Source organism: Bradyrhizobium sp. CCBAU 53351 (genome assembly GCF_015291745.1).
Lineage (GTDB): Bacteria > Pseudomonadota > Alphaproteobacteria > Rhizobiales > Xanthobacteraceae > Bradyrhizobium.
Genome location: NZ_CP030059.1, coordinates 867,425 through 879,650, shown reverse-complemented (window position 1 = coordinate 879,650; position 12,226 = coordinate 867,425). Strand labels below are relative to the sequence as shown.

General features: G+C 65.5%; 15 protein-coding genes. 7 read left to right on the top strand and 8 right to left on the bottom strand.

The window, feature by feature from the left end; all coding sequences use genetic code 11:
• Window positions 1-312 precede the first annotated feature (312 nt).
• Window positions 313-540: a hypothetical protein gene (locus XH83_RS04160; RefSeq protein ID WP_194405812.1), complete on the top strand. Its 228-nt coding sequence runs from the start codon at window positions 313-315 to the stop codon at window positions 538-540.
• Window positions 541-582: 42 nt separating this feature from the next.
• On the opposite strand, the gene XH83_RS04155 is transcribed toward XH83_RS04160, so the two are convergent.
• Window positions 583-1,509, bottom strand: coding sequence for an AraC family transcriptional regulator (locus tag XH83_RS04155; protein ID WP_246776414.1), 927 nt, complete (start codon window positions 1,507-1,509; stop codon window positions 583-585).
• A 127-nt stretch (window positions 1,510-1,636) separates the two neighbouring features.
• Here XH83_RS04155 and XH83_RS04150 point away from each other — a divergent pair, with 127 nt between their 5' ends.
• From XH83_RS04150 to XH83_RS04140, 3 genes are all read left to right on the top strand, one after another.
• Complete coding sequence (locus XH83_RS04150; protein WP_194405811.1) at window positions 1,637-2,047, top strand: putative quinol monooxygenase; 411 nt, start codon at window positions 1,637-1,639, stop codon at window positions 2,045-2,047.
• Window positions 2,048-2,156: 109 nt separating this feature from the next.
• On the top strand, window positions 2,157-2,840 hold the full coding sequence (locus XH83_RS04145; protein WP_194408158.1) for a response regulator transcription factor: 684 nt from the start codon (window positions 2,157-2,159) through the stop codon (window positions 2,838-2,840).
• On the top strand, window positions 2,837-4,795 hold the full coding sequence (locus XH83_RS04140; protein ID WP_246776413.1) for an ATP-binding protein: 1,959 nt from the start codon (window positions 2,837-2,839) through the stop codon (window positions 4,793-4,795). Before XH83_RS04145 ends, XH83_RS04140 begins: the two co-directional genes overlap by 4 nt.
• A gap of 133 nt (window positions 4,796-4,928) precedes the next feature.
• Here the strand turns inward: XH83_RS04140 and XH83_RS04135 are convergent, their stop codons facing one another.
• Window positions 4,929-5,234: a hypothetical protein gene (locus XH83_RS04135; protein WP_194405810.1), complete on the bottom strand. Its 306-nt coding sequence runs from the start codon at window positions 5,232-5,234 to the stop codon at window positions 4,929-4,931.
• Window positions 5,235-5,469: 235 nt separating this feature from the next.
• Here XH83_RS04135 and XH83_RS04130 point away from each other — a divergent pair, with 235 nt between their 5' ends.
• The gene (locus tag XH83_RS04130) at window positions 5,470-5,694 is read left to right on the top strand and encodes a hypothetical protein (protein ID WP_194405809.1); all 225 of its coding nucleotides are present in this window, start codon (window positions 5,470-5,472) and stop codon (window positions 5,692-5,694) included.
• A gap of 66 nt (window positions 5,695-5,760) precedes the next feature.
• Here XH83_RS04130 and XH83_RS04125 read toward each other — a convergent pair whose 3' ends face one another.
• Window positions 5,761-6,183, bottom strand: a complete 423-nt coding sequence (locus XH83_RS04125; RefSeq protein ID WP_194405808.1) for a GFA family protein — start codon at window positions 6,181-6,183, stop codon at window positions 5,761-5,763.
• 213 nt (window positions 6,184-6,396) lie between these two features.
• Window positions 6,397-7,197 carry a methanethiol S-methyltransferase gene (gene mddA, locus XH83_RS04120; protein ID WP_194405807.1) on the bottom strand — a complete coding sequence of 267 codons (801 nt, stop codon included), beginning with the start codon at window positions 7,195-7,197 and terminating at the stop codon, window positions 6,397-6,399.
• Between the two features lie 135 nt (window positions 7,198-7,332).
• Between mddA and XH83_RS04115 the strand changes: the two genes are divergently transcribed.
• Window positions 7,333-8,880 carry a winged helix-turn-helix domain-containing tetratricopeptide repeat protein gene (locus XH83_RS04115; RefSeq protein ID WP_194405806.1) on the top strand — a complete coding sequence of 516 codons (1,548 nt, stop codon included), beginning with the start codon at window positions 7,333-7,335 and terminating at the stop codon, window positions 8,878-8,880.
• Window positions 8,881-8,889: 9 nt separating this feature from the next.
• Here the strand turns inward: XH83_RS04115 and irr are convergent, their stop codons facing one another.
• Entirely contained in the window at window positions 8,890-9,375 is a 486-nt protein-coding gene (irr, locus tag XH83_RS04110) for a Fur family transcriptional regulator Irr (protein WP_194405805.1), read from the bottom strand.
• A gap of 180 nt (window positions 9,376-9,555) precedes the next feature.
• Between irr and XH83_RS04105 the strand changes: the two genes are divergently transcribed.
• Complete coding sequence (locus XH83_RS04105) at window positions 9,556-9,867, top strand: hypothetical protein (RefSeq protein ID WP_194405804.1); 312 nt, start codon at window positions 9,556-9,558, stop codon at window positions 9,865-9,867.
• 3 nt (window positions 9,868-9,870) lie between these two features.
• On the opposite strand, the gene XH83_RS04100 is transcribed toward XH83_RS04105, so the two are convergent.
• From XH83_RS04100 to XH83_RS04090, 3 genes are all read right to left on the bottom strand, one after another.
• Window positions 9,871-10,440: a DUF2147 domain-containing protein gene (locus XH83_RS04100; RefSeq protein WP_194405803.1), complete on the bottom strand. Its 570-nt coding sequence runs from the start codon at window positions 10,438-10,440 to the stop codon at window positions 9,871-9,873.
• Between the two features lie 32 nt (window positions 10,441-10,472).
• Window positions 10,473-11,135: a DUF3313 domain-containing protein gene (locus tag XH83_RS04095; protein ID WP_194405802.1), complete on the bottom strand. Its 663-nt coding sequence runs from the start codon at window positions 11,133-11,135 to the stop codon at window positions 10,473-10,475.
• 248 nt (window positions 11,136-11,383) lie between these two features.
• Entirely contained in the window at window positions 11,384-12,022 is a 639-nt protein-coding gene (locus tag XH83_RS04090) for a TetR/AcrR family transcriptional regulator (protein ID WP_194405801.1), read from the bottom strand.
• Window positions 12,023-12,226: the final 204 nt, after the last annotated feature.

Genomic DNA, 12,226 nt, shown 5'->3' with positions numbered 1-12,226 from the left:
ATGAACGCGACACACGATATTTCCGAATTTCGGTCAAGCAGAATTTTTCAACCCCGCAACGGCGCGTTCGGGCTGGCCGCGCTCCGGCCGAGAACCATGTTCTTGGCCCCTCTTAGCCCGCGTGCCTCCACATCGTCGTGGCGAACGCAGCGAAGCAATCCAGGAATGCGTCTGCGGAGACGGTCTGGTTTGCTTCGCCGCAAGGGCTCCTCGCAATGACGAGGAGGAGAGATTACGCTCTCCCGAGGCTTCGACTTCGCCACGCCAATCCCTATATCCGGTAGCAACCGACCCGATGCCGCGGACAGTTTGATGGCCAGGACACGCACGACGGACGCCGACGACCTTCCCCGCTATTTCGTCTGGGTCCGGGGTCTCGAAGGCCCCGAGCCGCAGAAATGGAGGGCGATGGATTTCGGTATCGGCGACTGGAAGCGGCCGCTCGTGCTGGCCTATCTGGAGCTGCCGGAGGACGAACGGCGTCTGTCGCTGTCGATGCTGGCGCGCCGCTATCCGCCGCCGCGGGTCGATCTGTCGTGAGCCGGCCGGGGTGTGAATCCACGGCTTTGCAAGATTGGGCGGTCAGCCCAATCGCGCCGCGACCGCCTCGCCAGCGTCGTGTTTTCTCCACTGGTCAGATGCGGCCTTCTTGTCCACGCTGGGCGGCTGCCCGTACATGCGGGTGTATTCGCGGCTGAACTGCGAGGGGCTGACGTAGCCCACCTTGAAGGCCACCTGGCTCAAGGTCTTCCCCTCCAAAATCAAGCGTCTCGCCTCGATCAACCTGAGATGTTTCTGAAACTGCAGCGGCGACAGCGACGTGATGGCACGAAAATGCTGGTGAAACGCCGAGCGGCTCATGCCAGCCGCCGCCGCCAGGCGCTCGACCTGCACGGGCCGGGCGTGGTCGGCGCGCAGCATCGCCACGGCGCGTGCGATGCGTTGCGCGTGGCTGTCGGACAGACCCAGGTTGCGGATGGCGGCGCCCTGGCGGCCAAGCAGCAGCCAATAGTGAATTTCCCGGATCAGACCATCCTTCAGCATCGCGAGTGGTTGTGGCCGATCCAACAGCAGCACCAGCCGACGGAAGGCATCGCGCAGCTCCTCGCTTGTCTCAGGCGCGGCTCGCGATGAATGGAATTCGGGTGCCCTCGTGATCAGATCCGTGACCACGGTGGGATCGAGGTCCAGTGCGATCGCCAGGTAGGGAACGGCGGGACTCGCCTTGCTGATTCGAGTCGCCTCCGGCCGGCTGCTCGTGACGATCATCGTCGACCCCGCAGCATAGGATGACACGCCCCTGCCCGTGGTCACTCGCTTGCAACCCTGCAAGACCAGGCACACTAATGGGTGCGCCAAGGTGTGCTCCAATTCGCTCGGTGCCGTGTGCCTGACCAGGTACAGGCCGTGGACGGGCGTGACGGTGACGCCCTCCGCTCGCTTGTGCTCTCCGGTGTAGCGCAGGATGGCCTGCTTCAGATCGTGCGACATGGCGGCAATTCTGGCCATGACGATCCGCGAAGTAAAGCTGACCTGAAAGCCGACCTGGACGATTAGGCAAGGAATGCCGACGTTCCGGCACCTCGCGCGGCAGGCGATATCCTACAGAGGGCGCATTAACCCAGGAGCCGCGCCCATGACCCAATTGCCCTCATCGCAGACCTCGACCAGCTCGCCCGCTCCCCACAAGGGCGTGCAGGTGCTGGGAGAGCAAGGCCCTGAAGGCCGCAAGGCGTTCTTCATTCAGATCGAAGCCCGCCCTGGCCAGGAGGAGGCCGTCGTGCAGATGTTGCGCGACATTCGCGCATGCGTCGAAGACGAACCCGCAACCGGCCCCTGGTTCGCCGTTCGCTTTTCACAGACGAGCTTTGGCATCTTCGAAGCGTTTCCCGATCTGGCGGGGCGCCAGGCCCACGTGGAGGGCGGCGGCGGCGACATCTTTCGCGACGTGACGCGAATGAACGCCATCCTGGCCGAAGCGGCCAGCGTGCACCGTGTCGATGTCCTTCTGAGCAAGGATACGTTCTCTCATTTCGACCCGCGCTGACCCGGGGGACCGTCGCTCCCGCCCCCATGATTATGGGTGTCACGGCATCCCCTCACCGGCTAAACTTGTCCTTGCGCCGCGGGGGACACGCGGGTGCGGGACCATGATCATGACCGAACAGGGCGAGACGGGTGAAATCATCACCATCCTCCTCGTCGAGGACGACGCACCGACCTGCTGGCGGCTCCAGGACGCGCTGGTCAAGGCCGGCTACGAGGTGCGAAGCGCCGGCACGCTCGGCGAAGCCCGTGCCGCGCTCGCCGGCGGCGCGCCCCGCGTGCTGCTGACCGATCTGCGGCTGCCCGACGGCCACGGCATCGAGCTGATCCGCGAGATGAGGCAGCGCTTCCCCGACACCGAGATCATGGTGATCTCGGCGCTCGGAGACGAGGAAAGCGTGATCTCCGCGATCACCGTCGGCGCCACCGGCTATCTGCTCAAGGACGCCTTCCCAACCGACATCGCCACCACCGTGCGCGATCTGGTCGCCGGCCATTCGCCGATCTCGGCCTCGATCGCCCGCTTCATCGTGCGCAGAACGCAAGGCGCCGCGCAGAACTCGGCAGAGCCGCCACCCGGGCCCGTGCTCAACACCGCGAAGCTGACGCCGCGCGAGATCGACATCCTCTGGGGCATCGCAAAAGGCTTCAGCTATGCCGAGATCGCGAGCCATCTCGGCCTGTCCAAGCAGACCGTGCCCGGCCATATCAAGAACATCTACCGCAAGCTCGAGGTGCACACGCGCAGCGAAGCGGTGTTCGAGGCGGTGCAGCAGGGCCTGATCAAGCTGTGAGCGAGGTCCTGGCCAAGGCAATTACAAAGGCAACTACCAAGGCAACGACGACGGCACCGACGCGACCGCGGCGCCAGCTGATCGCCTCGCGCCTCGTGCCCTATCTGCTGCTCCAGGTCCTGATCGTCATCGTCACCATCCTCGGGCTGCGGCTGCTGCAGCCGAGCGACCCTGACGATTTCGCGGTGAGCGATTTTTCGGCGCGCGAAGACGGCCTGACTCGCCCCGTGACGCTGCCGCATTTCACGTCGTCGCGCTATTCCCTGGCCGACCCGCCGTTTTACGCCGGCGCCTTCTCTTTCCGGCGCGACGATGCAGCCGCGGGCTGGTCGGTGTACCTGCCACGCTTCAGCAACGCGGTGGAGGTTGCCGTCAACGGCGTCGTCGTGCTCGACTCCCGGCGCGATGCCAATGCCAACCGGCCCGACCGCAACACGCCTGAGATCGCAGCCATCCCCGCCTCGCTGCTGCGCGATGGCAGCAACGAGATCACGGTGCGGCTGTTCGTGTGGGGACCGCTCAAGGGCTTTCTCGACACCGTCTATGTCGGGCCGGATGTCGCCTTGCGCCCGGCCTATGAGACGCGCACCCTGCTGTTCGTCACCCTGCCGGTGGTGTTCTCGGCATGGCAGTCGATCCTGGCCGTCATCCTCGCGATCATGTGGCTGATGCGGCGCCGCGAGCCGGTTTATGGCGTGCTGGCGACCGCGATGGTGCTCGGCGTGGTGCAGGCGTTCGCGCCTCCGCCGGTGCCGCCGGCCGCCACGTCGCGGCTCGCCGCCGTGCTGCTGGCGTCCGCGCCGATCGAGAGCGCGCTGGTCGTGATGTTCGGCGTGCTGTTCTTCGGCTGGCGCTGGCCTCGCTACGGCACGCTGGTGTTCGCGCCGGGAATCGTCGTGTTCGTGGTCGGGCTGATCGGCGGCCCGCCGCTACCGCGCATCCTGTTTCTGGTGCTCGGCATCCCAACGGTCGGGCTTTGCCTTTTCGTGATGGCTTGCGTCACCGCGACCGCCGTGGTGCGGCGGCAGGATGCGGCAAGCTTCATGATCGGGTGCGCCGTGACCATCGTGCTGGTCTGCTGGATCAAGGACATGCTCACGGTGTTCGAGATCGTGAGCAACGAACGCATCTTCGTCTCCCGCCTGTCCTATTCGGCGATGCTGGTCGCGATCGGCGCCGGGCTGACCTGGCGCTTCGCCCGCGCCTTGAACCAGGTCGACAGCTTTGCCGGCCAGCTCGTGACGCGCGTGCGGGAGGCCGAGGAGCGGCTGAAGGCGAGCTTTGCCCGCGAGGAGGAGCGCGCACGCGCCGCCGCCCTTGCCAACGAGCGCACGCGCCTGATGCGCGACCTGCATGACGGCCTCGGCGGCCAGCTCGTCAGCATCGTCGCGCTCTCCGAGCGTGGCCATGAGGGCGCGACCATCACCGACGCTGCCCGTGCCGCGTTGAAGGATCTGCGTCTCGTCATCGATTCCATGGACGACATCGGCGGCGACCTGATGCTCGCCCTCGGCTCCTGGCGCGAACGCGCGAGCGCGCAATTGCGGCCGCACGACATCACGCTGGACTGGCGCGTGGCGACGCCGCAGGGACTGCCGCTGCATCCGGAACTGCGGCCATGGCACGTCATCCAGATCGTACGCATCCTCGACGAGGCCGTGACCAATGCGGTCAAGCACGCGCAGGCTCGCCGCATCGCGGTCACCATCGACACGCTCGACGCAGGCCAGGGGCCGTACGGCGTAATCAGCGTGACCGACGACGGCCAGGGCTTTGCACCGAACGAAAATAACGAGGCCGGACGCAACGGCCAGACCGCGCGCGGCCTGCGCAACATGAGAAGCCGCGCCGCGCGCTGCGGTGCGGCGCTCGATCTGAGTTCGGATGCCTCCGGCACGCGCGTGCGGCTGCAATTGCCGCAGCGTTTCCCCGACAGCGACGCAGCCGCGGGCTGAAAAGCCCCCTCCCCGAACGTGTGGGGCGCACGGAGAGAGGGGACGGGCCGGGTAAATCCGCCTGCGGAGGACGGGGGGTGTTCATCCGCAGGCCCCGTTGGCCCGAAGCAATGCAATCAATCCAATGGAAATATCAGCGCCTGCCGACGCGGTTGACCGGGCCGCCGCGATTCATCGGCGTTCCCGCGCGGACGCCAACACCGGGCGCGCCGACGCCGGGCGTTGCGACCGCCGCCGCGGCAACCGGCGCTCCCGGGGCGACCACCACCGCCGCCGTCGGCCGCACCACGCAACCCTTGGGCACGCCGACGGTCTTGCAATAGACCACCGCTTGCGCCGGGCTCGTGCCCAGCAACACCATCGCCGCGCCCGCGAGCGCCGTGACCGTCAGTGCCATGACCGTCAGCCTTGCGCTCAGCGCTCCAGCTCTCTTCGACATTCTTGCTCTCCTGCTTCCCGTTCGGCGTCCCGATGCAATCACCGGATTTCGCAGCCGAGGTGCAGCCTGAATGACAAAAGACGGGGCGCGGATACATGCCATGAAGATGGGGGTACCGCGGCTGCAAGGACCGGCCGGTGCCATGAACATGGCATGGACCGGCGCCCGGCCTTTGCGGGATCGTCCGGCCGCTTGATCCCAGGCGGGACCAACGACAATCCCAAAGAGGTGCTTTATGAAGATTTCGGTTCTTGCCGCGCTGCTGCTCGCCACTGCCGCCCTGCCCGCGTCTGCGCAATCCGGGCCATCGGTTCAGGAGCAAATGGCCTGCCGCGGCGATGCCAGCAAGTTCTGCGCCGAACATATCGGCAAGCCGCCGCAGATGAATGCCTGCCTGCGCGAGAACAAGTCGAAGCTCTCGGAGAGCTGCCGCAAGGTCGTCGAATCGCGCGGCGGCTAGGCCGTCGTCGTTCTGCCTTGAAGACTAAGAGGGCGGCGCACCGCCGCCCTCATGATTCCGGCGCCGCTATTCCTGCATCATCTCGCCGCTGCCGCCGAACTCGGCCGGAAAATCCTTCAACTTGGGCAGGCCGTCGCGCATCGGCAACACGGTCTCGGCATAGTTGACGTGAACGCCGGGCGCGAAAGCGAGTGTCGGGATGGTGGCGGTGAAAACGTCGATGAGGCCGAGCGGCGGGTGGTTGGTCATGAGATGACCGCCGCACTTCTTGCAAAACTGGCGCTGGCTCAGCGGAGTCTTGGCAAAGGTCTCGACATTCTCGGCGCCTTCGCTGACGCGGACCGCCTCGGGTTTCCAGAGGCTGAAGGCGTTGACCGGGCCTCCCGACCACGACCGGCAGGAGCGGCAATGGCAATAGCCCATCGCCTCCGGGGCACCCGTGACCTCGATCGTCACGGCGCCACAAAAGCAGTTTCCGACATGTCTCATTGGGTCGTCTCCGTTTGATGAAGGGGAGAAATCCTCTCCCCGCCCCCTGTTCCACGATAGCTCGGGAAGGCGGGATGCGGGGAGAGGGTGTCGGGGTGAAGGGGGAGATCACCCCGGGGGACTTTGAGGGGACGCACGCGTGCGAGGCTTGCGTAACTCACACGACGCGACCGGACGTCCTCCGTTCGGGGGACGCGCGGCGCCGCGCCTGCGCTAGTGTGACCGGCGCCAGGGAATAAGCATCGCTACCCGTTGTTTGTACTGCCGGTACTCGTCGCCGAAGAGCGCGACGAGGTCGTGCTCCTCCAGCGCAATGCCGACGAAGATGTAGAGCGTGGTGACGGCCGCGAACAGCAGATGGCCCGCGGTCATGGTCGGCGCCGCCCAGAACGCAATGATGAAACCGAGATAGATCGGATGGCGGACGAAATTGTAGAGCAGTGGCGTCTTGAAGCGCGGCGGCGGCGTCTCCTTCCCGATCAGGTGGTTGGTCACCTGATGCAATCCGAACAATTCGAAATGATTGATCAGGTAGGTGCTGGTGAACACCAGGACCCAGCCCGCGAAGGACAGCGTGACCAGGGTCACGGCAAGATTCTGATTCTCGACGTTCCATATGACCGCAGGCAACGGACGCCACTGCCAGAACAGGAGAAGCAATGACAGGCTCGCCAGCAGCACATAGGTGCTTCGCTCGACCGGCTTGGGGACGAACTGCGTCCACCACGCCTTGAATTGCTGCCGCGCCATCACGCTGTGCTGAACGGCGAAGATCGACATCAGGAGCAGGTTGATGATGACGGCCTCGGTCGTCGAACTCTGGGTTCCAATGTCGATGGTCTTGTCGATCGTCTTGGGCACCACCAGACCCGTGACGAAGCCGATGGCGTAGAGAATGGTGACGAAAAAAACGAGATACGCCGCAATTCCGTACAAAAAGGCGATGATTTTGAAACTCCGCAAGCCCGCAACCCCCGGGCCAATCGAATGAACCTGATGATCGAGTTGGGTCATGAAACAGCTCCGTTGTGCCAGAACGCCGGCACTTCGTTGGTTGCTTCACCATGCACCCCGGACGGGCCCGGGGCTTTCGCGGACCATTGATTTTCGCCTGAGACGACTTTGATTTTTGCTTGAGATGATGAAGCCGTGCGATTTTGCTTTGAAAACAACGTGCTCGACGGCGACCTGCGGGAGCTCACCTGCGGCGGGGCGGCCGTGCCGTTGCAGCCACAAGTATTCGATCTCTTGCTCTATCTCGTCGCACAACGTGCGCGTGTCGTCAGCAAGGATGACCTGATCAGCCAGATCTGGAGCGACCGGATCATCTCGGATTCGGCGCTGAACAGCCGGATCAACGCCGCACGCAAGGCGATCAGCGACGACGGCGCGACACAGCGGCTGATCAAGACCATTCCGCGCAAGGGCTTTCGCTTCGTCGGCGAAGTCCGGGAAGAAGCGGCAGCCTCGATCGTGCCGGCTGAAGCCAGGCTCGCTCTGCCGCGCGCGGCGGACCGCCCGGCGGTCGCGGTACTCGCCTTCGAGAACATGAGCGGCGACCCCGCACAGGATTATTTCGGCGACGGCATCAGCGAGGACATCCTCACCGCGCTGTCGAAGCAGCGCTGGTTCATGGTGATCGCGCGCAACTCGTCCTTCACCTACAAGGGACGCGCAGTCCACATCCGGCAGATCGCGGAGGAGCTCGGCGTCCGCTACGTGGTCGAAGGCAGCGTGCGCAAGGTGGGCAGCCGGGTCCGCATCACCGCACAGCTCAACGATGCCAATTCGGGCAGCCATCTGTGGGCCGAGCGCTATGACCGCGAGCTGGTCGACGTCTTCGCCGTCCAGGACGAGATCACCAACGCGATTGCCGCGGCGATCGAGCCGCAGATTCACGCGGCCGAGAGTTTTCGCGCCCACTGCAAGGGGCCCGCGAGCCTGGACGCGTGGGATCTCCTGATGCGGGCGCTGTCGCATTTTTGGAAGGTGACGAGGTGCGATCACGAGGCCGCGCGGACGCTGCTCGAACGCGCGATCGCGATCGATCCGAACTACGGACAGGCGCTGTCGCTGCTGGCGGCCAATGACATGTTCGGCGCGCATCTCGGCTGGTCCCATCTCACCGCGGTGGCCCCAGTGGCGGAAGCCGCCGCGCTGGCCGCGGTTCGCTGCGACCATGAGGATGCCTGGGCGCATGTCGCGCTTGGCAGCGTCTATTTCTCGACGCGCAGGCTTACGGACGCGCTGTCCGAATTCGAGCGGGCGCTCGCGCTCAATCCGAACTTCTCGCTGGCGCAGGGCTATTACGCGCTGGCGCTGTCCTATGCCGGTCGGCCGAGGGAGGCGTTCGAGGCCGCGCAGAGGGCGATCCGGCTGTCGCCGCGCGATCCCTCGCTGGCGATTTATCAGGGCGTCGCCGGCTATGCGCGCTTCACCGAACGCCATTACGACGAGGCCATCGCGCTCGCACGCGAGGCGATCCGCCATCGCGGCGATCTCACCGGCGCCTACCGCGTGCTCGCGGTCTCGGCCGGCATGACGGGCGACGGCATGCTCGCGGAGGCGGCGCTGGGCGAGTTGCGCCGGGCCCAGCCGGGCATCTCGCTGCACTGGATCGCGACGCAGCTGCCCTGGGCCAACGACGCCGATCGCGCGCACTATCTCGAAGGATTCAGGCGCGCGGGGTTGCGGTGAAGTGTGGCGCTACGTCCGCTTGCGGCGCAGATGGACGATGACGTCGAGCCGGGCGATCTCGTGGCCGGGAAGCGCCTCGGGCATCCCAGTGAAGACGAGGCCTTCGGCAACGTCGACCAGCATGTCCTCGCCTTCGAGATAGAAGTGCGGATGCACCGAGGTGTCGGTGTCGAAGAACGACTTGATGCCGTCGGCGGCGATCCGGCGGAGCAGGCCGGCCTCGGTGAACTGGTTCAGCGTGTTGTAGACGGTCGCCAGCGACAGATCGGCGTTCGCCGCGATCGCCTCTTCATAGAGGCTCTCGGCGGTGACATGACGATGGCCGTTCAGGAACAGCAAATGGCCGAGCGCGAGACGCTGGCGCGTCGGGCGCAGGCCGGCATTGCCGAGCAATTGCAGGCAGTGCTGCACGCCCGCATCCGGCGGTGGCTCGAGGCCGGCGACATCAGGTCCGTTGTCGTCAACCGCCGGGATATTCGTGGCCTGCAAGTCCATCGATCGTCTCACCGGCTCGAGGGAACGCGACGCGGAGTGCCGGGGCCCGCCAGTTGCCATTGGATCGCAAAAGCGGCGGCCTCACTTTGATCCGGATCAAATCCGCATGCCGCCTCTGACCTATCGCAAGGCGGCCCGTTCTATTCCCGGCCAGAATCGACCGGTATCAACGAGGCTCACATGTCCAGACCGGTTCCCGACAAGGCAGAGGTCGCGCTCGAATATCCCGACAAGTTTTATGTCGGCACTTTCGAGCATTCGTCGCGGTTCGAGGCGCGGCTCGACGGCAGCGGCTTTGCGCTGGTGCTGCAGCATCCGGGAGCTGCCGACGAACGCAAATCGGTGCATCTGCACATCAATTTCGGCCTGCTCGCCGGCATCCTGCGTGAACTCGCCGGAAGCGTCGCCGGCATCCCCAAGGACGACATCGCGCACCGCGAGCAGCTCACAGAGGCGCTCGACGAATTGCGACGGGCGCTGCGGACCTCCTGACGGCTACTTCGCTTTCGCCGCTATCGGCCTCGGGGCCGGCACCATCGCCCACTCCTTGTCGGCACGCGGGCCATTGAGGTCGCCGGTCAGGCCGACGAGCTGGCCGGGCAGCACGTCGAGGGTCTGCTGCCAAGTCTGGGTCTGGCACAGGAATTTGATGAGACAGCCTTTCAACTTGAGGCGATCGCCGGATTCGCGCCACACCGAGACCGAATAGGATTTGCCGTCCTCGGCATTATAGATGTCGCCGGCAAACCGACCCTCCTGCGTCGCCTGCAAGCCCATGATGAGCTGGTGGCCGAGCAGCATACGAGCGCGCTTGTCCGGATCCGGATTCTGGGTGTCGCGATAGGGCTGGCCGCGCTTGTCGGCCGGCTCCTTCATCCAGACGATGAAGCCGCAGAGGCGGTCGCGCGAGGGGCCGCAACGCTCGAGGCGAATGCGGGCGCGGCCGTCCTCGACCAGCCATGTGCCGCTCGGATCTGCCGGGGCACCAGCGCCGGCTCGGCCGCCAAACGCCAGCATCACGATCGTGATCGCAATGCGCAGCAGGAAGCGAAGGAGAATGTTCATCGGCAGCACCTTTCGTTGAATGGATCGCGGCGTCAGTTCAGCTGCGCCATCAGCGCGTCGGCGCCCTTGTCGAGGCCGGCCGTCGCGGCCGCGAGCGCGCCGGTGGTGGCCTTGATGTCGTAGGCAGCCGGGTATTGCTTGGTGACATAGGCCGAGAGCAGCCGCGAGCTCGTCGCGTCGAAGATCTCGACGCCGTAGATGACCGAGCCGGTCATCATGCCCTCGCCGTCGCGCGCGGCCTGCACGCCGTTGTAGACCGCACCGGCCATGTCGAAGCGCGAGAGCGTGCCGAGCACCGGCGTGTTGGTGACGGCGCCGGTGAGCGTCAGCCTGACCCGCAGCGTGTTCGGTCCGCGCTCGCGCGCCAGCGCGAAGCGGCTGCGCAGCCGGTCGGCGAAACAATTCTGCATGTAGGCGGCGAGCGTCGCTTTGTCCTTGTCGGACATGTCGCCGAACTGATGGTCCTTGCCGCGGTAGACCACGACGGGATCGAGGATCACCTTATTGTATGCGCGCCAGTCGACCGGCGTCGAATAGCGGTAGGGCACGCGGCCGGAGGCATCCGATTTGTCCGGGGCCAGGAAGGCCGAGGACGCCATCTCCGAATAGGGCACGGGAGCAACCGAGGCACAGCCACCCATGCCAGCGCAAAACACCAGCGTTCCCAGACCGCGCATGGCGATCGAGCGATTCATCTCAGACTCCTCTCAGCGCTCTCCACGGCGATGGCGACCGCAGCCGCGTCAAGGACCGGACGCGGCTGCGGCGCTCACCATTGCCAACCCTCGGCTTCGTCCGGGGCCGTCTCGGAAGCTTCGGGCTGCCTCAGTGCTGGATTTATAAAACCGACTAGACGGTTTGTAAAATTCGAAAATGAAGGCCCGGCGCATTTGGCCGCAGGGCGGCTTTGTGCAGGTCACGATTGGATTTCGCTAACGAGGAATCAGGCGCGCTTGCGCCGGGTTGCCGCCTTCGCGACCGGTGCCGCTCCGGATTTGGCGGCGCGCGTTGCCACCGGTTGGGCGAGACCGCTCCATTGTGCGTCGTCGAGCAGGCGCGCGAACAGCCGCTCGTGCTCGTCCTTGCCGAGCGGCGACATACCGAACAGCGAGCTCAGCAGCAGTCCCATCGCTCCGGCCCAGCGCAGCATCGCAAGATCCGGGTCCGCGGCCTCTTCCCGGATCGCCGCCATCCGCTCCATCTCGCGCTCGCGCGGCAGCGCCATCAGGCGAGGGTTCTCCACCATGGCCGCAACCAGCGCCAGCGCGGCGGAATTCGGCGAGGTCGCAGCTTCCCGCACGGTCGCGAGCTGAGTCGCCAGATTTGGATTCGCGGAGGTCTCGCTCGCCTTCGCCATATAACGCGTCGAGAACTCCTCGAAATGCGCCATCTGCCGCTCGAGCAACGCCTTCAGCACCGCCTCCTTGGTGCGGAACTGATGCATCACGCCGCCCTTGCTGAGGCCGCTCTCGCGCGCGATCGCGTCGAGCGTCAACCGGCCCGGCCCATCGCGCGCGATGATCGCGATGGCCGCCTCGAGCGCGGCGTTACGGGATCGTTCGGAGCGGCTGGCATTGTCCATGGCCGACTTGTCTCCATGACGCCGCGATGAATCAAGTGAAAACAGGACGCGCTGTACATTTTTTGTGCTGATACTGTCGCGACTTTCATCTTGCGGCGCTGAACGAGACTATGTGAGCCTCGCCATCGGATGGGGACTGGGATGGGCTGGCCACAGCTTTGCGCGCGAGGACGTTGCGAAGCGTTTTCGGCTGGCCGCGCTTGA

Excerpts from the sequence above, each read along its gene's own strand:
- XH83_RS04125 (WP_194405808.1), bottom strand. The coding sequence starts at position 6,183 with ATGAGACATGTCGGAAACTGCTTTTGTGGCGCCGTGACGATCGAGGTC.
- XH83_RS04130 (WP_194405809.1), top strand. The coding sequence starts at position 5,470 with ATGAAGATTTCGGTTCTTGCCGCGCTGCTGCTCGCCACTGCCGCCCTG.
- XH83_RS04105 (WP_194405804.1), top strand. The coding sequence starts at position 9,556 with ATGTCCAGACCGGTTCCCGACAAGGCAGAGGTCGCGCTCGAATATCCC.
- irr (WP_194405805.1), bottom strand. The coding sequence starts at position 9,375 with ATGGACTTGCAGGCCACGAATATCCCGGCGGTTGACGACAACGGACCT.
- XH83_RS04090 (WP_194405801.1), bottom strand. The coding sequence starts at position 12,022 with ATGGACAATGCCAGCCGCTCCGAACGATCCCGTAACGCCGCGCTCGAG.
- XH83_RS04150 (WP_194405811.1), top strand. The coding sequence starts at position 1,637 with ATGACCCAATTGCCCTCATCGCAGACCTCGACCAGCTCGCCCGCTCCC.
- XH83_RS04135 (WP_194405810.1), bottom strand. The coding sequence starts at position 5,234 with ATGTCGAAGAGAGCTGGAGCGCTGAGCGCAAGGCTGACGGTCATGGCA.
- mddA (WP_194405807.1), bottom strand. The coding sequence starts at position 7,197 with ATGACCCAACTCGATCATCAGGTTCATTCGATTGGCCCGGGGGTTGCG.
- XH83_RS04100 (WP_194405803.1), bottom strand. The coding sequence starts at position 10,440 with ATGAACATTCTCCTTCGCTTCCTGCTGCGCATTGCGATCACGATCGTG.
- XH83_RS04095 (WP_194405802.1), bottom strand. The coding sequence starts at position 11,135 with ATGAATCGCTCGATCGCCATGCGCGGTCTGGGAACGCTGGTGTTTTGC.
- XH83_RS04145 (WP_194408158.1), top strand. The coding sequence starts at position 2,157 with ATGACCGAACAGGGCGAGACGGGTGAAATCATCACCATCCTCCTCGTC.
- XH83_RS04155 (WP_246776414.1), bottom strand. The coding sequence starts at position 1,509 with ATGGCCAGAATTGCCGCCATGTCGCACGATCTGAAGCAGGCCATCCTG.
- XH83_RS04160 (WP_194405812.1), top strand. The coding sequence starts at position 313 with ATGGCCAGGACACGCACGACGGACGCCGACGACCTTCCCCGCTATTTC.